Annotated in this window: 23 protein-coding genes; 7 read left to right on the top strand and 16 right to left on the bottom strand. The window is 38.3% G+C overall.

Annotated elements, in window-relative coordinates:
- Nucleotides 1-3: 3 nt before the first annotated feature.
- The 3 genes from lmaB to lmaD all read right to left on the bottom strand — a co-directional run bounded on the left by lmaB (nt 4) and on the right by lmaD (nt 1,529).
- Nucleotides 4-393: a protein LmaB gene (gene lmaB, locus GL301_RS00650; RefSeq protein WP_003728212.1), complete on the bottom strand. Its 390-nt coding sequence runs from the start codon at nt 391-393 to the stop codon at nt 4-6.
- A 279-nt stretch (nt 394-672) separates the two neighbouring features.
- Nucleotides 673-1,089, bottom strand: a complete 417-nt coding sequence (gene lmaC, locus GL301_RS00645; protein ID WP_003724947.1) for a protein LmaC — start codon at nt 1,087-1,089, stop codon at nt 673-675.
- Nucleotides 1,090-1,100: 11 nt separating this feature from the next.
- Nucleotides 1,101-1,529, bottom strand: coding sequence for a protein LmaD (gene lmaD, locus GL301_RS00640; RefSeq protein ID WP_003724946.1), 429 nt, complete (start codon nt 1,527-1,529; stop codon nt 1,101-1,103).
- A 216-nt stretch (nt 1,530-1,745) separates the two neighbouring features.
- On the opposite strand from lmaD, the gene GL301_RS00635 reads away from it, so the two are divergent.
- From GL301_RS00635 to GL301_RS00625, 3 genes are all read left to right on the top strand, one after another.
- The gene (locus GL301_RS00635) at nt 1,746-2,081 is read left to right on the top strand and encodes a helix-turn-helix transcriptional regulator (RefSeq protein ID WP_003721740.1); all 336 of its coding nucleotides are present in this window, start codon (nt 1,746-1,748) and stop codon (nt 2,079-2,081) included.
- A gap of 5 nt (nt 2,082-2,086) precedes the next feature.
- Nucleotides 2,087-2,539 carry an ImmA/IrrE family metallo-endopeptidase gene (locus tag GL301_RS00630; protein WP_003728215.1) on the top strand — a complete coding sequence of 151 codons (453 nt, stop codon included), beginning with the start codon at nt 2,087-2,089 and terminating at the stop codon, nt 2,537-2,539.
- A 218-nt stretch (nt 2,540-2,757) separates the two neighbouring features.
- On the top strand, nt 2,758-3,453 hold the full coding sequence (locus GL301_RS00625; protein WP_003724944.1) for a Crp/Fnr family transcriptional regulator: 696 nt from the start codon (nt 2,758-2,760) through the stop codon (nt 3,451-3,453).
- On the opposite strand, the gene GL301_RS00620 is transcribed toward GL301_RS00625, so the two are convergent.
- The 3 genes from GL301_RS00620 to GL301_RS00610 form a co-directional block, all read right to left on the bottom strand.
- Nucleotides 3,423-4,130 (bottom strand): EAL domain-containing protein, encoded by a 708-nt coding sequence (locus GL301_RS00620; protein WP_003724943.1) that lies wholly within the window; start codon nt 4,128-4,130, stop codon nt 3,423-3,425. The genes GL301_RS00625 and GL301_RS00620 overlap by 31 nt on opposite strands.
- Before the next feature lie 106 nt (nt 4,131-4,236).
- A complete protein-coding gene (locus GL301_RS00615) occupies nt 4,237-5,352 on the bottom strand; it encodes an alpha/beta hydrolase (RefSeq protein ID WP_003724942.1) in 1,116 nt (371 codons plus the stop codon).
- 34 nt (nt 5,353-5,386) lie between these two features.
- Nucleotides 5,387-6,220 (bottom strand): AraC family transcriptional regulator, encoded by an 834-nt coding sequence (locus GL301_RS00610; RefSeq protein ID WP_003724941.1) that lies wholly within the window; start codon nt 6,218-6,220, stop codon nt 5,387-5,389.
- Between the two features lie 142 nt (nt 6,221-6,362).
- On the opposite strand from GL301_RS00610, the gene GL301_RS00605 reads away from it, so the two are divergent.
- Together GL301_RS00605 and GL301_RS00600 are read left to right on the top strand one after the other, a co-directional pair.
- Entirely contained in the window at nt 6,363-8,105 is a 1,743-nt protein-coding gene (locus GL301_RS00605) for an ABC transporter ATP-binding protein (protein WP_003724940.1), read from the top strand.
- Nucleotides 8,098-9,879: an ABC transporter ATP-binding protein gene (locus GL301_RS00600; protein ID WP_014929148.1), complete on the top strand. Its 1,782-nt coding sequence runs from the start codon at nt 8,098-8,100 to the stop codon at nt 9,877-9,879. The genes GL301_RS00605 and GL301_RS00600 overlap by 8 nt, the downstream gene beginning before the upstream one ends.
- A 24-nt stretch (nt 9,880-9,903) precedes the next feature.
- Here GL301_RS00600 and GL301_RS00595 read toward each other — a convergent pair whose 3' ends face one another.
- From GL301_RS00595 to GL301_RS00575, 5 genes are all read right to left on the bottom strand, one after another.
- Nucleotides 9,904-10,806: an ROK family protein gene (locus GL301_RS00595; RefSeq protein WP_003734723.1), complete on the bottom strand. Its 903-nt coding sequence runs from the start codon at nt 10,804-10,806 to the stop codon at nt 9,904-9,906.
- A 102-nt stretch (nt 10,807-10,908) separates the two neighbouring features.
- On the bottom strand, nt 10,909-13,179 hold the full coding sequence (chiB, locus tag GL301_RS00590; protein ID WP_003724937.1) for a chitinase ChiB: 2,271 nt from the start codon (nt 13,177-13,179) through the stop codon (nt 10,909-10,911).
- A 290-nt stretch (nt 13,180-13,469) separates the two neighbouring features.
- Nucleotides 13,470-13,841 (bottom strand): hypothetical protein, encoded by a 372-nt coding sequence (locus GL301_RS00585; protein WP_003724936.1) that lies wholly within the window; start codon nt 13,839-13,841, stop codon nt 13,470-13,472.
- 95 nt (nt 13,842-13,936) lie between these two features.
- Entirely contained in the window at nt 13,937-14,569 is a 633-nt protein-coding gene (locus GL301_RS00580; protein ID WP_003724935.1) for a nitroreductase family protein, read from the bottom strand.
- A 13-nt stretch (nt 14,570-14,582) separates the two neighbouring features.
- Nucleotides 14,583-14,873 (bottom strand): putative quinol monooxygenase, encoded by a 291-nt coding sequence (locus GL301_RS00575; RefSeq protein WP_003724934.1) that lies wholly within the window; start codon nt 14,871-14,873, stop codon nt 14,583-14,585.
- A gap of 111 nt (nt 14,874-14,984) precedes the next feature.
- Here GL301_RS00575 and GL301_RS00570 point away from each other — a divergent pair, with 111 nt between their 5' ends.
- Complete coding sequence (locus GL301_RS00570) at nt 14,985-15,278, top strand: ArsR/SmtB family transcription factor (protein WP_003724933.1); 294 nt, start codon at nt 14,985-14,987, stop codon at nt 15,276-15,278.
- A gap of 114 nt (nt 15,279-15,392) precedes the next feature.
- Entirely contained in the window at nt 15,393-16,910 is a 1,518-nt protein-coding gene (locus tag GL301_RS00565) for a polysaccharide pyruvyl transferase family protein (RefSeq protein ID WP_117383374.1), read from the top strand.
- 40 nt (nt 16,911-16,950) lie between these two features.
- Here the strand turns inward: GL301_RS00565 and GL301_RS00560 are convergent, their stop codons facing one another.
- The 5 genes from GL301_RS00560 to GL301_RS00540 all read right to left on the bottom strand — a co-directional run bounded on the left by GL301_RS00560 (nt 16,951) and on the right by GL301_RS00540 (nt 20,667).
- On the bottom strand, nt 16,951-17,301 hold the full coding sequence (locus GL301_RS00560; protein ID WP_003721726.1) for a DUF2200 domain-containing protein: 351 nt from the start codon (nt 17,299-17,301) through the stop codon (nt 16,951-16,953).
- Nucleotides 17,302-17,422: 121 nt separating this feature from the next.
- Nucleotides 17,423-17,812: a DUF956 family protein gene (locus tag GL301_RS00555; RefSeq protein WP_003728363.1), complete on the bottom strand. Its 390-nt coding sequence runs from the start codon at nt 17,810-17,812 to the stop codon at nt 17,423-17,425.
- A 126-nt stretch (nt 17,813-17,938) separates the two neighbouring features.
- Nucleotides 17,939-18,850, bottom strand: coding sequence for a PTS system mannose/fructose/sorbose family transporter subunit IID (locus GL301_RS00550; protein ID WP_003721724.1), 912 nt, complete (start codon nt 18,848-18,850; stop codon nt 17,939-17,941).
- A 21-nt stretch (nt 18,851-18,871) separates the two neighbouring features.
- Nucleotides 18,872-19,678, bottom strand: coding sequence for a PTS mannose/fructose/sorbose transporter subunit IIC (locus GL301_RS00545; protein ID WP_003724931.1), 807 nt, complete (start codon nt 19,676-19,678; stop codon nt 18,872-18,874).
- Between the two features lie 23 nt (nt 19,679-19,701).
- Entirely contained in the window at nt 19,702-20,667 is a 966-nt protein-coding gene (locus GL301_RS00540) for a mannose/fructose/sorbose PTS transporter subunit IIA (RefSeq protein ID WP_003721722.1), read from the bottom strand.
- Nucleotides 20,668-20,721 lie beyond the last annotated feature (54 nt).

Here is a 20,721-nt window from a genome sequence, read left to right as displayed (position 1 = left end):
CCCCTAAATTTTTACTTTTAATTCACGACAAATACTTACTTCAAAACTGGTTTTTGCGTGAATTAACGTATTTTCTTTGACTAAATTTTGTTTTCCGTAATGTCGAACAGCGATTAATTTGTATCCTTCAGGCAAAGTGAACCCTGTTTGGATAAGCGTATCTATCATTTCGACTCCCGCTAAGTCCGTTTCATTTGTATAATGATGGATTGCAAAACGGTATTTTTCTTTCCAGGCAGTTTGGCTTTCTTCTTCCTCTTGATCAATCATCTCGATCATCGTTGTAGGCATTTCCACTTGGTCACGCATTACAATAGAAACATCTAGTCCGCCTTTTTCCTGGAGCATTGTTCTCACTGCTTCCAAAACTCTCATGAAGCTTAAACTCTTCACCAAGCGTTCACTCCTTTAAAAACAGAAAGTAAAATTCGGTCGAGACCACATTTGATAATTTATTCCTCCGAACTTTACTTTCCAAAATAGAATATTTGTTTATGTCAACGGATGAAAAATATAATCATAAAAACAAATTTCTTGTACAACCTCTTGTATTATCAGAAAATCGGTGCACCTTCATTCTGATGCAGCTTTTATCGTCATCCGCTTACTAGACAATTAGCTTACTTCTATATTAATCGTAAAATGACGTTTCAAAATATCACGAAAGTATCATCATTTCCTTACTAAAATTCCCATTAGCGTTGCGATTTCTAATACTGCTCGTTTTTTTATCCGTTTAAACTGGGCAATTTCGTACGGTAAATCCATCATTACCGCCACATCTTGTTTTCGTTCCACGTAACATTCCATCAAAATAGTGCGATATAAATCATCCATCTGATTTAACATTTCAGTATATTTCTCTACCAACCATCGCGCTTCCAAAATGACCTCTTTATTATGTCTAGCAGAAAATGCTACCGGCGCAAACTGCGGCTCTTCCAGAAAACCATTTCTAAGTAACTGTGGCTTTTTTGATAACCCCGTAATCATCCGAAACCGCTCAAAATCAGCAAAAAATCGTTTTACTTCTTGGACCGTTTTTATATAATTGATATCCTTATTTTCTGGTAAAACTAAAACCTGCATGTTATCACTCCTTAATTGTGCGCTTCATTAATCACAAAAGCCTCATACTGACATTCAATCGCCGAAGCAGGTAAAGCGCCAATTTCGTCTTTTGTTTTATCTAAATGAAAAGCTAATACATCAATCATTTCCTGCTGAACCGGTTGCGGCTTTTTTCTATTTAAACCTTTTTTTCGCTTCCATTCCGCAAGAGACGATCTCGATACTCCAATTAACCTACTAATTTGCACATCTGATTTAGTTCGTTTATATTCTCGGTACTCACTTGGTGTTAAAATAAGCAACTTTTGCTCCGCCGTTAACAGTCCTTTTTCTCTGTCCCCAAGCGCTTCAAAAAACTCCAACTCTTCTATTAAACGCTTTCGAATAAATCGATTTTCTTCTTGTTCTAGTTGAAAAATTAGTTGGATTTGCTTTTCTTTTAAAAGTTTTCTATCCATCCATTCCCACTTCCATCTCATAAATTAATATAGTAACATTGTCACCAATTCGGTGCTATTGGCGCAAAATCAGCCGCATTTATTTTCTAGCTCTATAAATATTATAGCACCATTTTGGTTACTGGTAAACTTTATCCGACAAATATGTTCGAAAAAGTTCCGTTTTGGTGCTAAAAGTGCTATACTGAAGCCATAAACATGTGGAGGGCAATTATTATGGAGTTAAATAAATTTGTAGGAAATAAAATAAAACAATATCGCGAGGAACGAGGCTTAAATCAAGAAGCATTAGCAGAAAAGCTTCATACAACTCGCCAAACTATTAGCCGTTATGAAAATGGTGATCGAAAAGCAAATCAAGACGTTTTATTTGAACTTGCAAAAATTTTCAACAAACGATTAGATGACTTTTTTCCTGAAAGAAATTTACCACCTGTTGATGAACGCTTGGTAACAATTGCAGCCCATATTGATGATGACGTAACCGAGGAAGAAATGCGGGATATTTTAGCTTATATAGAGATGAAGAAAAAACTCCATCGCGGGATGTGATTTTATTGTACGAAAAATTGGTAAATAAATACCAAGATGAGGTAACAATCAGAGAAGAAAAAATGCCTTACAAATTGCCAGGTCTTTATTTAAATGGGACGATTTTTATTAGTAAGGATCAATCTTCCATTGAAAAAGGCTGTGTTTTAGTAGAAGAATTGATGCATTACAAATACACTGTAGGTAACATCACTAAACAGGAAACAATTATGGATAAAAAACAAGAAATTTTTGCTCGTCGTAAAGGTTATGAGGAACTAATACCGCTTGATGACATCATTGCTTGTTTTTATCTAGGCTTACGAGAATATTTTGAAGTAGCGGAGTTTTTAGAGGTAACAGAAGAATTTTTGCGCCATACAGTTACTCATTACGCAGAAAAATATGGTCCGATGTATGATTATGGTGGATATTTCATTAATTTTGGCAATTCCATTGATGTTTACAAGAAGTTTTGAAAGACTCTCCTATCTATGGAGGGTCTTTTTTTGGTTGAATTTCTCTCCAGGGAAGAAAAAGTAAGTTTTTATTGATAAAACCACTAAATTTGTTGCTAAAGAGTGACTTTTTCATGTCTAAATTGTGAACACGATTTTTATTCGGTATCTTTTTAACACAAATAGCAGTAAAGTAATATGGTAAATACCAATTTTACCTTAGTATAGGAGTTTTGATAATGTTTCACACGATAGATTTTTCAGATATTTTTTCTAGTGATTATTCAAATAAGATTTCTTTTAAAAAAGGCGAAATTATTCATTCATATAGAGATTACGAAGAAAAGACGCCGCAAATAGGTGCTATTTTAGAGGGAACGGCTGTTTTAGAAGGTCCTACAAATGAAGGTCGCTGGATGATAAATGCGTTGATTGGTCAACACTCGCTTTTTGGAATGGAAAGTTTACTCGAAACTAAAACAGCACCTGAACTTACTGAATATCGTGTTCGCGCATTAGAAAATGGTACCGTTCTATTTATTGACCGCGAGTTTCTTCTCAATTATTTATATGCAAACCCACAATTTTTCCATCTTATACTTGATGAAGTTATTGTCAGATATTTATTTACATCAAAAAATTACAAGAATATTAATCAAGCACCCATAGTCAAAGTAACGCGTATTTTGGTGGAAATTATTGAGTTACTTCATTTGCATCAAACAGAGGGGGCAATTGAGCTTCCAGTCTATGTCACGCAAACTTTCTTAGCTGATTATTGTCGTTCGAGTCGAGCTAGAGTAACTGAAGTGTTAGAAGAGCTACGGGAAAGCGGACTACTGCTTTCCAAAAAGCCCATCACCATTAGCTCGCACGAGAATCTACTCAATCAAATAGATAGTTTTCAAACCGGAAACGGCTTATTAACGAGATAACCTTGAAAAATCGAGACGCCATGACTTTCTAGTAGAGTCATGGTTTCTTTCGTTTCAATTCCCTCAACAACAAAATCGAGCTTATTTTTCTGAGCAAAATTTGCCCAAGCTTTAATAAATAGTAGCAAATCTTCTAATGGTATATTTTTGAAATGAATGAGGGAGAATTTAATCTCTATTATGTAAGGTAGGTAGCTCATCACTCGCTCTAGGCTGTTCAATCCGCAACTAACATCGTCTATGGCGATATGGTAGCCGAGACCGTGAATCACTTTAATTTTATTTAGAATAAATGCGTTTTTATCGTTCGCATTAAGGTGGCGTTTATGACCGGGGACATCGAAAATATCTTCGGTCATTTCTACAGTTATACGATGGCTCTCGCTTTTTAATTTGTCTAGCCAGTGGAGTGTTTCTATGTAAAAAAGCTGTTGTGGCGCAATATTTATGGCAAATCGATCATTTGGATATTTCTTTAAAACGTCTAAGAAGGCCTCGCTAAACCACTCGGAAAAAGCTAAGTACAGTTCTTCGTCCGCGAGTACAGCTTCTAATTCTGATAGAGGAAATCTAGGAACTGCACTATCATCACGTAAAAGTATTTCATATTCGACAATATTTCCCTGAAGAACATCTAATTTTGGTTGAATAAAAAGCTGAAATTTCATGAGTCCCATCATCCTTTCTCATTTCTCTTCTCTATTCTAATACATTTTTAGTACTAATCGCAAAATTTAGTCCAAAAACAAACAGGCATTCCGGAAAATGCCTGCAAATTATTCTTTAAAATATTTCTTTCATCATTTGAACAATTTCATCTGCCACGTCTTCCGCTTGAGGGAAAATCCCGTATTTATCAATGAAAGCATGACACATTCCTTGGTAAACGATTACTTTTGTTTGCACACCACTTGCTCGCAGTTCTTTAGCAAAAATATCTGCAAAAGCTCGTAACGCATCAAACTCCGCACTGGCTATAAGTGTAGGCGGATAAATACTTTTATCTACAGCCGATAGTGGAGAATAAATTGGCGATGCGGGATTTTCGTCTCTAACATAGGCCGTCCGCAGTAATTCGCCAGAGCTGTTCATTCCAATGATACCTGGCGCAACGAGCGGAAGTGTCTCTTCTGATGCCCCAAACTTGGAAATATCCCACTGGTACTTATCATTATCTTCATCTACTAACGTTAGCGCTGGGTAAAGTAAAGCTTGAAATCCTACATAATTCGTCTCTGCTTCATAATCCATATAGCTCACCGCTGCTGCTAAAGTTCCACCCGCGCTATCTCCAGAAACACCTATTTTCGAAGCGTCGATACCGAGTTCGTCGCTTTGTTCCACTACCCATTCAAGCGCCCTGTAACAATCTTTTGGAGCTGCTGGTGCCGGGAATTCGGGAGCTAAATGATAGTCCACATTAATAACAACTGCCGGTAACTTTTCCGCAATACCTTTACAAAAGTTCTCCACAACAGCCGGCGTTCCACCAACAAAGCCACCACCATGATAAAAAATGAATGCGGGAACTGGTTTGGTCGCTTCTTCGTGACGATAAATTCGTACCGGAATATCGCCATAGTCCCCTTCAACAACCCGATATTCCGTAGTTACACCGTTTGATAAATCAATATTCGGACTTCCCATCGTTGCTCGCATTTGTAGTGCAGCTGCCGTTGCTATTTCCAAATTAGAAAAATCTGGCATTTGGATTTCTTGCGGCGCTTCTTTTATCGCATCATTCGTACCGCCAAGATGTTGTTTCAGGTCTTTTAATAAAAAAGGATCCAAATTCCCTCGAACTGTTTCTTGTGCCTGTTTAAAAATAACTTCTGTTCCTTCTTCTTGTTCTAGAATGCTATTTGATTTTATAAACGCTAAAGCTTTTTTATATTCCATCCAGTCTTCCTTCTCTCTGTCTTATTTTGGAATTCTAACTCGATTTGCGCCAGTTTTCTGATGGTGGAAACCCGTAATATTTCTTGAAAAGCTTGCTAAAATAATAAGCATCATTATATCCGACCATATTTGCGGCCTGTTTTACGGTAACGTCTTTATTCTTGAGTAATTCTTCTGCACGAGTAAGACGAATTTTGATTAAGTAGTTAATTGGTGATTCCCCGGTTTCTTCTTTAAATACTTTGGAGATATAGGCGGGGCTAATGTACATCGTTTGCGAAAGCGTTGAGAGCGAGACGTCTTCTGTGTGGTGTTTTTCCATATAATGAATAATTTCGTTTACAAGTATCTGTTTTTGCTGCTCGTCGGTAGATAATTTGACGCCGTTATTTTCAAGTTGTTCTGGGGTGGCTTCGCGTAAAACATGGATAATTAATTGCATGACGAAAGCCTTTAAAATCAAGTCATATCCTGGTTTTTCTGCGTCTTTTTCTTCTATAATTTGTTTAGAAATAGATAAAATGGCAGATTCTTCTTCTTTTTTTCGTAAAAAGGCCTTTTTAAACGGGAACGTATTTCGCGTGTATCCTTCCAGTGCAAAGTTCCGAAAACCTATATGGAGTTGCGCATTCGTCATACCTGGTTCGGTTATATCGTAATGATTCACACCAGGATTAAAAATCAGCATATCACCTTTTCCTAGTTTGACTCGCTCGCCTTCAATATCATAAATAACGTTTCCCTCACAAATAATCGAGATCTCCAAAAAATCATGATGGTGATTTTCACCTACGCGCACCTCATTCGTATAACAATTCGCGATATACAAAATTTGCGGATTAAATGTGGTCGTATTTATTTTCAGCATCACTTCACCTCCTCGTTATAACGCTTACATTTATCTTTTAATTATATAACATTGTCCATGCTTACAGCGAATATAAACCATTCTTTTTCGAAATTAGGAGTGTAAACTAAATGGATATATGAATATTAAAGGATGTGAAAAAATGGAGAGTATGAAATGGATTTGGCAATATGTCCGAAAATATCGTCTACTTATGATTGGTGTATTTATTTTAATTTTTATCGCTTCTGGTATTAGTATTATTTATCCGTTACTTGGCGGGAAAGTGATTGACGATGTTGTCTATCAAAATAAAACGAATTTGCTTATCCCGCTACTTTTAATCATGATTATTTCGACAATTATTCGAACTATTTGCCGTTATACCTATCAGATTATGTGCGAACGAATTGGGCAAAATTCCCTTTTCCGAATTCGAGAAGATTTATATAAAAAGTTGCAATCACTCGATTTTGATTTTTTCAATAATACGCGCGTTGGGGATATTATGGCGCGGATGACTGGTGATACGGATGCGATTCGTCATTTTGTTTCGTGGGTATCTTACAACATTTTGGAAAATGTATTTTTATTTAGTTTTGCAATTATCATAATGGCCGCGATTGACTGGAAATTAACGCTTGCGCTTGTTATCGTAACGCCGCTTATTGCTATTTTAACGATGAAAATGTCGAGTAAAGCCCAACCAGTTTTTTATGAAATTCGGGAGAGCTTTTCACGGCTCAATTCGATGGTGGAAGAGAATATTAGCGGGAATCGCGTCGTAAAAGCCTTTGCGCGAGAAGATTTTGAAATGAAGAAATTCCATGAACACAATGAGGATTTCAAAAAACGTAATCTAGATTCTGCCGATGTTTCCAGAACCTATTTGCCAGTGCTTGATTCGCTCGCGGGCATGCTCGTTGTCATCACGCTTATTTTCGGTGGCTATTTAGTAATTAAAGGCCAAATGACGCTGGGAGATTTAGTTGCCTTCAATGGATTCCTATGGATGCTAAACGGCCCGATGCGCATGAGTGGCTGGCTGATTAACGACGTTCAACGCTTTATCGCTTCTTCGTTTAAAATTCAAGACATGATGGCAACTGACGCTAAAATCCCCATCCACGCTGAAAAACCTGCGCCATCACTTCAAGGTCACGTCGAGTTTAAAAATGTCAGTTTTCATTTCGAGGACGACCCAAACACGGACGTACTCAAAAATATTTCACTAAAAGCTTCTCCAGGCCAAACGATTGCTATTCTGGGTGAAACTGGCGCTGGAAAATCAACACTCGTCAACTTAATTTGCCGATTTTACGATCCGACTTCCGGTGAAATTTTAATTGATGGTGTCGATGCGCGAAAATGGCATGTGCGGGAACTTAGAAACCATATCGCCACGGTGATGCAAGATATTTTCCTATTTTCTGATACGATTGAAGGAAATATTGCATTTGGCGCTCCGGATGCAACAATGGAAGATGTCCGGCGTATGGCGCGAATTGCAGACGCGGACCACTTCATCGAAACCATGCCTGAAAGTTATGACACGATTGTTGGTGAACGCGGTGTCGGACTTTCTGGCGGACAAAAGCAGCGGATATCTTTAGCTCGTGCTCTTTTAAAAAATCCATCCATTTTGATTTTGGATGATACCACTTCCGCTGTCGATATGGAAACCGAAGTGAAAATCCAAGGTGAATTAAAGAAAATCACGGAAAATACGACCACATTTATCATTGCGCACCGGATTTCTTCTGTAAAAGAAGCCGATGAAATTTTAATTTTAAATCATGGCGAAATCATCGAACGCGGCACACACTCTAGTTTGCTAGCAGAAAAAGGTTATTATTTTGATATTTACAATAAACAACTTGGAACGGAGGCGAATGTGAATGGCTAGAAATAAATTTGATATTGACGAAGAACTGGAAACAGCATTCAGCGCCGCACATTTAAAACGTATTCTCGTTTACGTAAAACCCTATCAAAAATCCATTTATATTACGCTCTTTGTCATCTTATTAGCAAATGTAGCAACAATGATTGGCCCGTATTTAACCAAAATAGTCATAGATGATACGATTCCAAACAAAAACGTGACACAACTATTCTGGATTGCGATTATTTTCATAGTTTCTGTCGTTGTAACCGGACTTTGTATGCGATACCGCATTAGGTCGATTACGCTTATTGGGCAAGACATTTTAAAAGATATGCGGACAGCGATTTTCGGTCATTTGCAAAAGCTGCCTTTCTCTTATTTTGACAGTCGCCCGCATGGTAAAATTTTGATTCGTGTTGTTAATTACATCAATATGCTCAGTGATTTATTGTCCAATGGGCTGATAAATCTGATTTCCGATATTTTAAGTGTCATTGTAACGCTTGGTTTTATGTTGATGATTGATCCAGTGTTAACGTTGTATAGTTTAGCGCTTATCCCGGTTCTTTTCGTGATTGTTATGGTCATTAAAACCGCGCAACGAAAAGCTTATCAAGTTCTAAGCAATAAACAATCCAACATGAACGCCTATATCCATGAGAGCATCGCTGGGATAAAAGTAACGCAAAGCTTTTCGCGAGAAGAAGAGAATTTTGAGATTTTCACCGAGGTAAGTAATGAGTACCGCCGTTCTTGGATGAAAGCGGTGAAAATTCAATTCTTGCTTTGGCCTGGGGTTCAAAATATCGCCGTAATGACGACTTGTTTAATTTACTTCGTTGGAATCAAAGGTTACGGTGTGGACGTTTCTACCGGGACACTGATTGCTTTCATCGGTTATGTTGGGAATTTTTGGAATCCTGTTATTAATATTGGAAACTTCTATAATTCGCTTATTACCGCAACGACTTATTTGGAGCGAATTTTCGAAACGATGGACGTTGAGCCCGATATTAAAGATGTCCCAAATGCGAAAAAAATGCCACCAATCGTTGGAAATGTTGACTTTAAAGATGTTTATTTCCGTTATGAGGAAGGTGTGGACATTTTAAAAGGAATTAATTTTCATGTGGATGCGGGTGAATCAATTGCGCTCGTTGGTCCGACTGGCGCTGGAAAAACGACCATCATAAACTTGCTCAGCCGTTTTTATAATATAAATTCTGGAGAAATTTTAGTTGATGGGGAAAATGTCGAAGAAGTCACGCTTAGATCACTCAGGTCCCAAATGGGCGTGATGCTCCAAGATACCTTTATTTTTTCAGGAACGATTATTGAAAATATTCGCTACGGGAAGCTAGATGCAACCGAAGAAGAAATTATCGCGGCTGCCAAAGTCGTTCGTGCTCATGATTTCATTTCCGGATTAAAAGATGGCTACTATACCGAAGTAAAAGAACGAGGTAGCACTCTTTCGGCCGGTCAGCGACAACTGATTTCCTTTGCCCGTGCTCTTTTAGCCGATCCGAAAATCCTCATCCTTGATGAAGCAACTTCAAGTATTGATACACAAACAGAAATCCTACTCCAAGAAGGGCTTGAGCGACTGCTGGAAGGCCGAACATCCTTCATTATCGCGCACAGACTTTCGACAATCAAAAACAGTTCGCGCATCTTCTACATTGATAATGGTCGCATTCAAGAAGCTGGCAGTCACGAAGAACTGATGGCACAGCACGGCTACTACTATAATTTATATCAATCACAGTTTGATATGTTGCAAGCTTTATAGAAAAAAGGTAACTAGAGATTCTAGTTACCTTTTATTTTGCGCATCCATTTGTAAAAAGAAATTATACAATGCTCCGTACAAATTCGCATCATTTTGGAAATGACAAGTGACGATTTTCGGTTGTGCGGCATGATAAGGATTAGCATCTTTTATTTCTGCGACAGCTTCGTTTAGTCTATCAACAACAACTGGTTGAGCGCTAATGCCACCACCAATTGCAATAATTTCCGGATCAATCAAATACTGGATATTTAAAATTTGAGATGTTAATTCATAAATATACACATCAAAAATAGCATTCGCTTCTTCATCGCCTTGGTTAATTAATTCGAAAACCTGCTCACCATCTTTTTTATTGGGTAAATTCTTCTTTGATGCAATGCGCTTAATTAACTCCACCGCTGATCCAGTTCTTCCAAAGAATGTACCTCGCAATTTCTTCGTATCAAAAGAAGTCTCCATAAAACTAACTTCTCCCGCCATCAAATGATAGCCAGATTGTAATTTACCATCCATAATAATTCCGCCACCAACGCCACTTCCAAGCGTTAAAATCGCCGCGCTATGTACATTTTTTGCCACACCTAACCAAAGTTCCGCTAAAGCCGCACTCTTCGCATCATTTTGCAAGACAACGGGAACATGACATTCACGCGCTAGCATTTCAGCCAAATTTTTCTCATGCATAAATAATAGCGAGCCACCTTGGTAAATCACGCCTTTTTCCGTATCTACCACTCCCGGACAACTCACAGCTATGCCCTTCACTTCTGTACTATAGGGGCGCCACTTTTCGACCATTTGAGCTACAAGTTCTTCTGCACTTTTGGCAGTTGTAGGGAATTTATCTTTCATTTTCACCGTACCGTTATTTTCCATCAACGCAAATTTAACAAAAGTTCCACCAATATCGTATACAAAATACATCCTTCTGCACCCTCTCTTGTCGCTTTTATTCATTGTAATACGTTTGGTCACTTTTTCAAATAAAAACAGAGATTCTCCGAAAAGAATCTCTGTTTTTGTCTATTAATTTATTAACAACCAAGGACCCCACTGTTCAGCTCCTGGCTCATTTCCCTGAGTCCACCACTGTGCTTCATATGTTTTCCCTTTGTAAGAAACCCTATCTCCCTTATTGTACGTTTTGGCAGCGTCCCATGCTGGAGTTGCTGGTGGTGTTGCCGCATCAAGCGTTGTCACAGTTAAGGCCGAGCTTGCTGCTGAGAAATTCCCAGCCGCATCATATGCTTTTACTGTATAAGAATACGCTGTTTTTGCAGTTAAGCCACTATCTGTAAAAGTAGTTCCTGAAACAGAGCCCACTTCGGTCCCATTTCGGTACACTTTATATCCAGCCACTGCTTTATTGTCCGTTGAAGCTGTCCACGTTAGAGTAGCAGATTTATCGGTTACATTAGAAGATGTGAGTGCTTTTGGTACTGTTGGAGCTTCTGTATCGCTTGGATCAGGTACAACAGTTCCCCCGCCAAAAATCGTTTGTTTACCAAATTCGACACTCGATTTTACCATCCGTTGTGTTAAATCAATTTTAGAAATGTTAGCTACATCCACACTAGATGCACTCGATTTTAAACGGAACGTATAAGATGCGCCTTGCGGAATTTGTTGCGCGTCGTATACAGAAGCTAAATCAACTACTGTATTGCCACCTGAAGTAGTAACTGTACCCGCTTTATAATCGCCAGCAGTTAACGTTTCGCCCGCTTTTACTGGAATATAAAACTTAGGTAATTTCACTGTTTCAAACGATAGCTCAGTTGATTTCAAAACTTCATTGGTTTCGTCCGCTTTTTCATTGTTTGTAATTGTAATTTCGTACCCGACCCCATTTTCGCTATAAGGTTTCACTGTCGCTACCACATTTAAATTCGCATAAGTAATCGCGTTTTGCGGGATAGCGTTTGTGCCGAATAATCCTGATTTAATCGCCTTTGTGAGTTCATCGCGCTTAGTTGAAGTCGTTGTTTTATCCTGCGACTGCATCCAAGAAATCATCCCACCAAGATTATTATCTTTTACATACTGTGCCTTATAGCCAATTGAACGCGTATTGTCATATGTGTAAAACTCCCCAGTCTCCTTACTATAAAGATACGGCGCCTTGGCAGTATCATCCCAATATTCTTTCAATGTTGGCGTTTTAGCTTTTAGCGCATCAATACTTCTATACGCCCAAACTCCGCCAGCACGGCCCCCATCGCCTGTTTTAATTGGGTTTTCGTTGTTTGCCCCGTAAGTAAGCGAGCCATCCGCATCTTTATTCGTTTTTTCAGCAGCTTGGAAAAGCCCTGGCAATGCCGTATCCGTTCCAGCAGCTACTTTATTCCAGCCTCGAGTGTAAAATGCTGCCCCAACAACAATTTTATTCGAAACTGCTCCCTTTTCTTTTAAGTATTTAACGGTTTGGTCGACAGAAAAACCACTATCATAATTCGGATCTTTCGGATTGCCGTAAAGCGCTGTATGATGCGCACTATTCGGTGTCCAAGCACCATTTAAGTCATACGTCATCACATTCGCAAAATCGACTACTTTAAATAAATTCGCTACATCAATCCCATTTTCTAAAGTAGATTTTGCAGCTGGTAAAGCAACCGATAATTCGTATTTCTTGTTAATATCCACGCCTTGTTTATCCAAAGCCGTTCTTAAATCTTGTAAAAGTGTAATAAAGTTTTGCTTATCCGCAGGTTTTGCATTTGGTGTGCCTTCATCGTTTTTATTATCAACAAGGTCAGCGTCCCGTACCGAAGCAGGATATTCCCAGTCCAAATCAACAAAATCCATATTAGTATATTTCACAAACTTCATCACGTTTTTCACAAAGTTAGCCCGTTTTGTTGGATCCGCTGCAACTGTCGAGAAATCTCCCGACTTAGACCAGCCTCCAACTGAAACCCCTATTTTCAAATTCGGATTTTGAGCGCGCAAATCTTGAATCGCATTCAAAACGCCTGCATTTGCTCCGCCCCATTGAACTCCCTCTTGTCCAACAGGCGCCCCAACAGCAGCATCTTTATCAGTAAAAACTAAATCCCCATTACTATTAAAATCCAGAAAAGCAAAATTCAAATGTGTTAATTGATCAGCTGGAATATCTTTCGGATAAAAGTTCCCTTCTCCTCCCCAAATCGACCAATCACCGTAATACATAACATTCCGATACTGTGGTACATTTTCAGCCGCTTTCGCCCGTTTTGGCTCTGCACCAATTGATACAACCACTAACGATAAAACTAACAACACAACAGAAGTAATACTAAAAAGCTTTTTCATCTTCTTATTCATCTCTTCACCCCGATTTTTGATTTATAAACCTCATTTCGGTAGTTCTAAGTTTGTCTCTCTGTACCCCTTTTTGTGTGGTTGCCCGAATGTTCTTCTCTCTAATTTCCTCCCTCCAATTAAAGATTCATTCCGAGCATCTGTATATCATGCAATTATCATGCCAAAAGAAAGCGCTGTCATTCTGCGGTTTAAGACCCCTTCCTAAGATACACAGATGGAATAAAAACTTACACAGATAAAAAAAGCATGAGAACATATCCCACGCTATCCATGAATTATTATTTAATTTTCACAAATTCAAACCAATGCTTTCGCGAATAAAAAAAGGATGCCAAACAAAGTATTAACGCAATGACTGTAGACTCCCAACTAGTGGCCAAAAGTCCGAAAAAAAGAAATGGAAACATTGAATAATTTAATATTAGTGCTTTACGGTTAATCCGCACAATAACATCATTATTATTTTCCAAAACCGCTTCCTGACTCCCATAAAACCAATTAGTCACGCAAACCTTTGTTTTCTCCATCTTAGGCATAAAAAAATGAGACTGATGATTGTCGAGTTTTACAATTTCTTCATTTTCGATTCTAATTTTCACCGGAGTAATACCGCTGCCAATTCCAGTTTTACGAGTTATTTTGATAGTCATAGTTGCTTCTCCTCCTTGGCTGTATGTTATTTTAATTATATCAAGAAAGGAACAAAAAAAGAACAAGGAAATATCAGCTATTTCCTTGCCCTCTTTTAAGCAAAAGTCGTAACATCCGTAATTGGTAATCGATAAGACTGGTAGCCAGAATTTTTAGCTTTACCGATAGAAACAATCATAACCGGTACATAACGCTCTGGATCCATATTGAAGGCCTCAGCAACTTCCTTACGTTCAAAACCACCAATTGGATTTGTATCATAACCATGCGCACGAGCAACTAACATTAATTGCATCGCTACAATTCCGCCGTCAATAAGAACTACACGTTCTGCTTCTGTGCGCGGAATGGATGCAAAGTACTGGCTTAATTTAGCCATTTGTTGTTCTTTCACTTCTGCCGGCATCAAGCCGCGTTCAACTGATTCTCCGTAAATTTTTTCACCGTTTTCAAAATTCTCTAAGTCGCCAAAAACTAGGATCATTGCGGAAGAAGATTCATTTTGACGTGTATTAAAGCGAACTAACGAGCTTAATTTTTCTTTACCCGCATCACTTTCCACGACCACAAAACGCCATGGTTGCATGTTTACAGAGGAAGGAGCCGTTACCGCGTCCTCTAGAATAGCTTTCATTTCTTCTTGGCTAATTTTCACCGTTTCATCGTATTCTCGAATCGAGCGGCGGTTTTTCATTAAGTCTTCAAAATCATTATTTACATAAGTCATATTATGGTCCTCCTTATCGCGCAAGTGGCGTTAATACTGAAATTTCAAGTTCTTTAGCAACAAAATCAGCAGCCAATTTCTGGAATTTTTTGAAATGCTCGCTGTCGTTGTGTTGTTGAATGGCTTCCATATCCGCCCATTTTTCTAACATATAAAAAACTGTTTCGTTTTCTGTTGATTGTACTAATTCATAACCATGATTCCCAGCTTCTGCTCTTGATGCAGCAATAACTTCCTTAGCCGCCTGCAAAAAAGCTTCGGTTTGTTCTTTTTTGACCGTAATTTGCGCTTCAATATGCAACATTTCCCAACAACTTCTTTCAGATTTGATAGTTCGATTAATTTCGAACTATCATAATATAACATAGCAGCAAGTTCCGCGCAATTAAAATGTAAGTTATGATATGATATTTATATGAAAAAGTTAAATGAGCTCTCAAAATCAGATTTATTATTAATTTTCCAAGCATTAAGCGATCCAATCCGTCTTGATATTTTCCTATGTTTACTGAAAAGCAAAGAAAAACGCTTCTCTGGCACAACTTACAATATCTCCAAATCTACCATGTCTCACCACATTAAACTGCTTAAAGAAGCAAAACTTATTAATTTAAGAAAGGAAGGAACCACGCATATTTATTCGGTGAATGAAGCATTAGTGGAAGAAATCGGCTACTTCTTTGATGCATGTAAACATAATCACAAATAAACCATGAATTTCATCTTTAAAATTGTTAACCAGGTTAATATTTTGATATACTTTAAATATTAACTTACTTAAGGATGTGGTTTTTTAGTGAAGCGAATACTCATTAGATCGGGTATGCGACCGACCAATGTCTACACGCCGGAAGACATCTATTTAAAGGATCGAACCGGGTTTAACAATGGTAATCTTGCGTATCAATATAGCATTTATCGAGCTTTGTGGAATGATGATGTAGAAATACATGCTGACGGTCTTTCATCTAACCCCAATCTCGCAGAAAAAATCAATGAAAATTACGACCTCTATGTTATGCCTTTAGCTGACGCATTTCGAGACGACTTTAGGCCAGTACTCCGCAATTACACCCAACTCATTCGCAAATTAAAAATCCCAGTCATCGTAACAGGCGTCGGGTTAAGAGCGAATTACGAACCACAACTAGACGAAGGTTTTTCTTTTGATGAAGATGTTACTAACTTTGTTAAAGCAGTCCTAGAAAAATCAGCTCAAATTGGGGTTCGAGGACAAATTACTGCAGATTATTTAAAAAAACTAGGATTTAACGCAGAACTTGACTTCCGAGTAATTGGTTGTCCGTCCCTTTATACATTCGGACGAGAAATAAAAATAAGAGATTTTCACTTAACAGATCAATCCACCATCGCTATTAATGCATCCCCAACTTCTTCAGAAATAGCTATCAATTTCCTTAACAACATGATTACTACATATAAAGACTATCACTTTATCCCTCAACACCTAGACGAATTCCATTTAATGTATGCCGGCGGTCCAGATATCTCTAGTGATATCAATGGCTACCCAACAAATATCCAACATAAGTATTATCAAGAAGGTCGAGTAAAATATTTCACTGGCATGCCTAGTTGGTTCGATTTTGTGAAGAAAGTTGATTTTAGCATTGGCTCTCGCCTACATGGAAACGTCATTCCAACAATAGTCGGAACACCTAATATTTCTTTCGTACAAGATGCCAGAATGCGTGAACTAGCTTCCTACCATGCGCTTCCTCACGTAACCATCGATGAATTAGAAAAAACCAACAACCTCCAAGAATTACTAACTAAAGTGGACCTGAAATCAGCCGAAAAAGTCCAAGCAAGAAATTTTGATAATTATATTGATTTCTTAGATACTAATGGTCTCAATCATATCTATAAATACGATAAAAACAGAAAATCAGCTCCCATGGATGAACTTATAAACTCCATTACTTTCCCAACAAGTCCAGACCCCATTTCCATATTAAACCCTCAAGAAATGCTAAACCGAGTAAAAATCTCCACCAATTTATTAAAAGAAAGACATGATTTTAGCACAAGATACCGCGTCAATCTCGTAAATAATCAACTTACCCAACTGAAAAAAACAACTTCTGAACAAAACAAAAAATACCAACAAAAAATTACTGAAACACAAGAAAAAAATCAGCAATTAGAAAAACAACTGACAGATACTAAACAAAAATTACAGTTGACGATTAATAAAAATCACGAACTAACTAATAAAATCAGACATTATCAAGGAACATTAAACCGAAAATCTGTAAAAACTACTTTAAAAGTAGCGAACTCTCTAGCAAATTTAAAAAAGAAAGTCTCCAGAAGCTAAGCAATAAAAAAGCAGCCATCCAAATCCGGCTGCTTTTTTCTTATTTCCTTAAAATCTTCTCCATTTTTTTCCCTTTTGCGAGTTCATCCACCAATTTATCCAAATAACGAATTTGTTGCATTAGTTTATCTTCAATTTCTTCTACTCGGTAGCCGCAAATAACTCCGGTGATTAAGGAAGCATTCGGATTCATTTTTGGTGCTTCGGCAAAGAAGGTCTCGAAATCAATTGCTTGGTCGATTGCTTGTTGCAAAGAATCTTGATCATAGCCGGTTAGCCAAAAAATAATTTCATCCACTTCTTCTTTTGTGCGGTCTTTTTTCTCCGCTTTTTGTATGTAAAGAGGGTATACACTAGCGAATGACATCGTGTAGATTCTTGGTTTTTTCATATTGGTGTTCCTCCTTTGTTTACTTTAGATTATAACAAAGTACGTGGTTTGTTCAATTATTATGTACGAAAAAAAGCATCAACAGACATAAATCCATTGAAGCTTTTCGGTATAAATCGGCTTATTTATTTTTGTTTTTTTTCTTGCTAAATATCGACCGAAACGAGCGCTTCATAACATCAAAGAAACTGAGCGAGCTCACCATATTGGCTGGGTCGACATAAACTCGTATTTTACGTAAAACTTCTTTAGGTCGTTTAGAAGCAAATGTGTATGTGCCGTTGCGCTTTGTTTTAATGGCGTAGCGAGGGATCCACTTACCTTTTAGCATAACGGATACGATAACTTGATCTACTTCTTCCCAAGGGATTTGGACGAATTTACGCACATCACGTGAGTTAAAAAATTCAAAACCTTTGTCGCCAATCATAATTTTCCCGTAATCTGTAAGTCCAGTATACGCGGTGGCATCTATTGTTAAGTCTACCTTTGTATTAATCGATTGAACCAACTGTATTCGCTCCATTTCTTTTCGCTTGTTTTGTTTATTATACCGTATTCGTTTATCTGTGTCATATATCTAAACGAAAAGAGGCTCGGTGAATATTGCACCAGCCTCTTTTCGATCAGCTTATTTTTACAGAAGCCCGATTAAGTGACCAACTATACCAACTACGAATAGACCTAGAATGATGATAATTGGGCTGATTTTTTTCTTAAGTAACCACATACATAGGAATGTAAGAGCTACTGCTGCAAGTCCTGGGATTAAGTTATCCAAGTTATTTTGCAAGGTTGTTACTTTAATTTCAGAAAGAGCTAAACCTGCTTGTTGTTGTTCTAAAGCAGTTTTGATACCTTGAGCGCCTTGTGGAAGATGACTCCAATCAATATACGCACCTTCATCAAGTTTAACTTTCGAGATAATTGGCGCAAACTGGATATTTACCCATCTCTGCACCAAGGCGGCGAGGACGAACATCCCGAGTATCGAAGCACCTTTTGTAATGTCTTGTAGTAATCCACCAGAAAGGTCATCAGTAATTTTAGAACCAGCTTTGTAGCCGAATTCTTGTGTATACCACATGAAGCCCCAACGGATTACGTTCCAAGCAACGAAGAATAAGATTGGTCCAAGAATGTTTCCACTCAAGGCAAGAGAAGCACCTAATGCTCCTAACATTGGACGAATTGTAAACCAGAATACTGGATCACCAACACCAGCTAGAGGTCCCATCATACCAACTTTAACCCCTTGAATTGCTACATCATCAACTTCTGCTCCATTGGCACGTTCTTCTTCAAGAGCAAGTGTTACCCCTAGAATTGGAGATGCAATATATGGATGTGTATTAAAGAATTCTAAGTGACGTTTTAGAGCTTGCGAACGATCTTCTTTAGTTTTATATAATTTTTTAATAGCGGGAATCATAGAGAATGCCCAGCCACCATTTTGCATACGTTCGTAGTTCCATGAACCTTGAATGAACGTAGAGCGCCATGCTACGCGTAGACGGTCTCTCTTTGATAATTCGATTTTTTCTGCCATTCTATTCTCCTCCTTTTTTTATTAATAGTCGTTTAATATATCGCCCAGTGGATCGCGAGAGTTTCCGCCTCCACCGCCGTTTGAGTTACCGCCACCCATTTTAGATAGGTTAAGGTAAATAAGAGCAAGTGCAACACCTAGAGCACCAATTGCGATAAGTGTAAGTTGAGAAATTGCAGCTACTACGAAACCGATTACGAAGAACGGCCATACTTCTTTAGTAGCCATCATGTTGATAACTAGTGCATAACCAACGGCAACTACCATTCCTCCACCGATAGCCATACCATCTGTTAACCAAGCTGGCATTGCTTCTAAGAAAGATTGAACGCTGTCTGCTGGAATGAATAAAAGTGCTGCTGCAGGAATCGCGATACGAATACCTTGCATACAAATTGCTGAAATATGTAACCACTCTACGCTGCGTATATTCCCTTTTTCAGCGGCTCTGTCCATCAAGTGAACAATTGGAACTGCCAATGTACGAACGATCATTGTTAAGAAAAGACCTGCTACTGCTAGTGGAATTGCAATCGCGATTGCAGATGGAATACCTGCTACCCCTTGTCCACCTAATACTAATATAATTGCTGAAGCTACTGAGGCAAGCGCGGCATCTGGTGCTACGGCTGCTCCGATGTTTGCCCATCCAAGTGCGATCATTTGTAGAGTTCCGCCAAGGATGATACATGCTGTTAAGTTACCTGTTACGAGACCAATTAATGTACATGCGATTAATGGCTGATGGAACTGAAATTCATCTAGAATTCCTTCAATACCTGCTAAAAATGCAATAAGTACTACTAAAATTATTGATATGACAGACATAATAAACCTCCTATTTTAATTTTTTATTGTGTCTTTAGTTCGTGTTTTGCTTTTTTGATGATGTCTTCCATGTTTGCGCTTGAGTCATTAGGGACTTTACGCACATCGAATTTAACGCCTTTTTCTTTTAGTTTCTCAAAGGTTTCAACATCATCTTTCCCCATGGAAAGTACTTTGCTAACAACAACTTTACCTACAGAGTGAGCCATGGAACCAACGTTTACTTGTTCGATTTCTACGCCACCTTCAATTGCGCGTAAAACATCTTGAGGATTTTCGAATAATAAAAGTGCTTTTGTATTGCCGAAACGCGGATCTTTTGAAATCTCAATCATTTTTTGGACTGGGATAACGTTAGCTTTTACTCCTGGTGGTGCTGCTTGTTCGATTAATTTTTTACGAAGGTCGTCTTTTGCAACTGCATCTGAAACGACGATAATTCTTGTTGGGTGTGTTGCTTTTGTCCATGCAGTGGCTACTTGACCATGCAAGAGACGTGAATCAACACGAGTTAAAACGAATTCGATTTTTCCATCACCAACTGCAGCGATTTCTGCTTGTGGCTGTTCAGTAGCTGTTACTTGCGGCTGTAGTTCTTCTGGTTTAACGCGGACACCTTCTTGAGCTGGTGCAAGAATATTTGCTGCGATTTCGTGTGCGCTTTCCATTGTAAAACGTGATGAGAAAGCTTCAATCAGCATTGGCAAATTAAGTCCTGCTACGATTGCCCACTTATCTTTATGTAGTTCATAAAGACCGTTTGCTTGATTGAATGGTGTGCCTCCCCAAAGATCCACTAAGAATAAAACTTCATCTTGGCTATCAAAGGATGCAATTGCAGCTTCCATTTTAGCTTTGATGTCTTCTGGACCTTCGCTTGGCATCAAAGTGATTGCTTTAACGTTTTCTTGCTCGCCGAAAATCATTGTTCCGGACTGCAAAATACCTTCAGCAAATTCACCGTGAGTTGCGAGGATAATTCCTACCATCTTTTTCCCTCCTAATATAATTCATTTATTTTGCTACCCGCTATATTTATTGCA

The sequence above is a fragment of the Listeria sp. LM90SB2 genome (assembly GCF_028867355.1).
Taxonomy (GTDB): Bacteria; Bacillota; Bacilli; order Lactobacillales; family Listeriaceae; genus Listeria; species Listeria monocytogenes_B.
The sequence above is the reverse complement of the archived record's forward strand: the minus strand, read 5'-3'. Positions and strand labels throughout refer to the sequence as shown.

Coding starts and splice junctions, on each gene's coding strand:
- lmaC (WP_003724947.1), bottom strand. CDS start 1,089: ATGCAGGTTTTAGTTTTACCAGAAAATAAGGATATCAATTATATAAAA.
- lmaD (WP_003724946.1), bottom strand. CDS start 1,529: ATGGATAGAAAACTTTTAAAAGAAAAGCAAATCCAACTAATTTTTCAA.
- GL301_RS00635 (WP_003721740.1), top strand. CDS start 1,746: ATGGAGTTAAATAAATTTGTAGGAAATAAAATAAAACAATATCGCGAG.
- GL301_RS00625 (WP_003724944.1), top strand. CDS start 2,758: ATGTTTCACACGATAGATTTTTCAGATATTTTTTCTAGTGATTATTCA.
- GL301_RS00620 (WP_003724943.1), bottom strand. CDS start 4,130: ATGGGACTCATGAAATTTCAGCTTTTTATTCAACCAAAATTAGATGTT.
- GL301_RS00615 (WP_003724942.1), bottom strand. CDS start 5,352: ATGGAATATAAAAAAGCTTTAGCGTTTATAAAATCAAATAGCATTCTA.
- GL301_RS00610 (WP_003724941.1), bottom strand. CDS start 6,220: ATGCTGAAAATAAATACGACCACATTTAATCCGCAAATTTTGTATATC.
- GL301_RS00605 (WP_003724940.1), top strand. CDS start 6,363: ATGGAGAGTATGAAATGGATTTGGCAATATGTCCGAAAATATCGTCTA.
- GL301_RS00600 (WP_014929148.1), top strand. CDS start 8,098: ATGGCTAGAAATAAATTTGATATTGACGAAGAACTGGAAACAGCATTC.
- GL301_RS00595 (WP_003734723.1), bottom strand. CDS start 10,806: ATGTATTTTGTATACGATATTGGTGGAACTTTTGTTAAATTTGCGTTG.
- chiB (WP_003724937.1), bottom strand. CDS start 13,179: ATGAAAAAGCTTTTTAGTATTACTTCTGTTGTGTTGTTAGTTTTATCG.
- GL301_RS00585 (WP_003724936.1), bottom strand. CDS start 13,841: ATGACTATCAAAATAACTCGTAAAACTGGAATTGGCAGCGGTATTACT.
- GL301_RS00580 (WP_003724935.1), bottom strand. CDS start 14,569: ATGACTTATGTAAATAATGATTTTGAAGACTTAATGAAAAACCGCCGC.
- GL301_RS00575 (WP_003724934.1), bottom strand. CDS start 14,873: ATGTTGCATATTGAAGCGCAAATTACGGTCAAAAAAGAACAAACCGAA.
- GL301_RS00570 (WP_003724933.1), top strand. CDS start 14,985: ATGAAAAAGTTAAATGAGCTCTCAAAATCAGATTTATTATTAATTTTC.
- GL301_RS00565 (WP_117383374.1), top strand. CDS start 15,393: ATGCGACCGACCAATGTCTACACGCCGGAAGACATCTATTTAAAGGAT.
- GL301_RS00560 (WP_003721726.1), bottom strand. CDS start 17,301: ATGAAAAAACCAAGAATCTACACGATGTCATTCGCTAGTGTATACCCT.
- GL301_RS00550 (WP_003721724.1), bottom strand. CDS start 18,850: ATGGCAGAAAAAATCGAATTATCAAAGAGAGACCGTCTACGCGTAGCA.
- GL301_RS00545 (WP_003724931.1), bottom strand. CDS start 19,678: ATGTCTGTCATATCAATAATTTTAGTAGTACTTATTGCATTTTTAGCA.
- GL301_RS00540 (WP_003721722.1), bottom strand. CDS start 20,667: ATGGTAGGAATTATCCTCGCAACTCACGGTGAATTTGCTGAAGGTATT.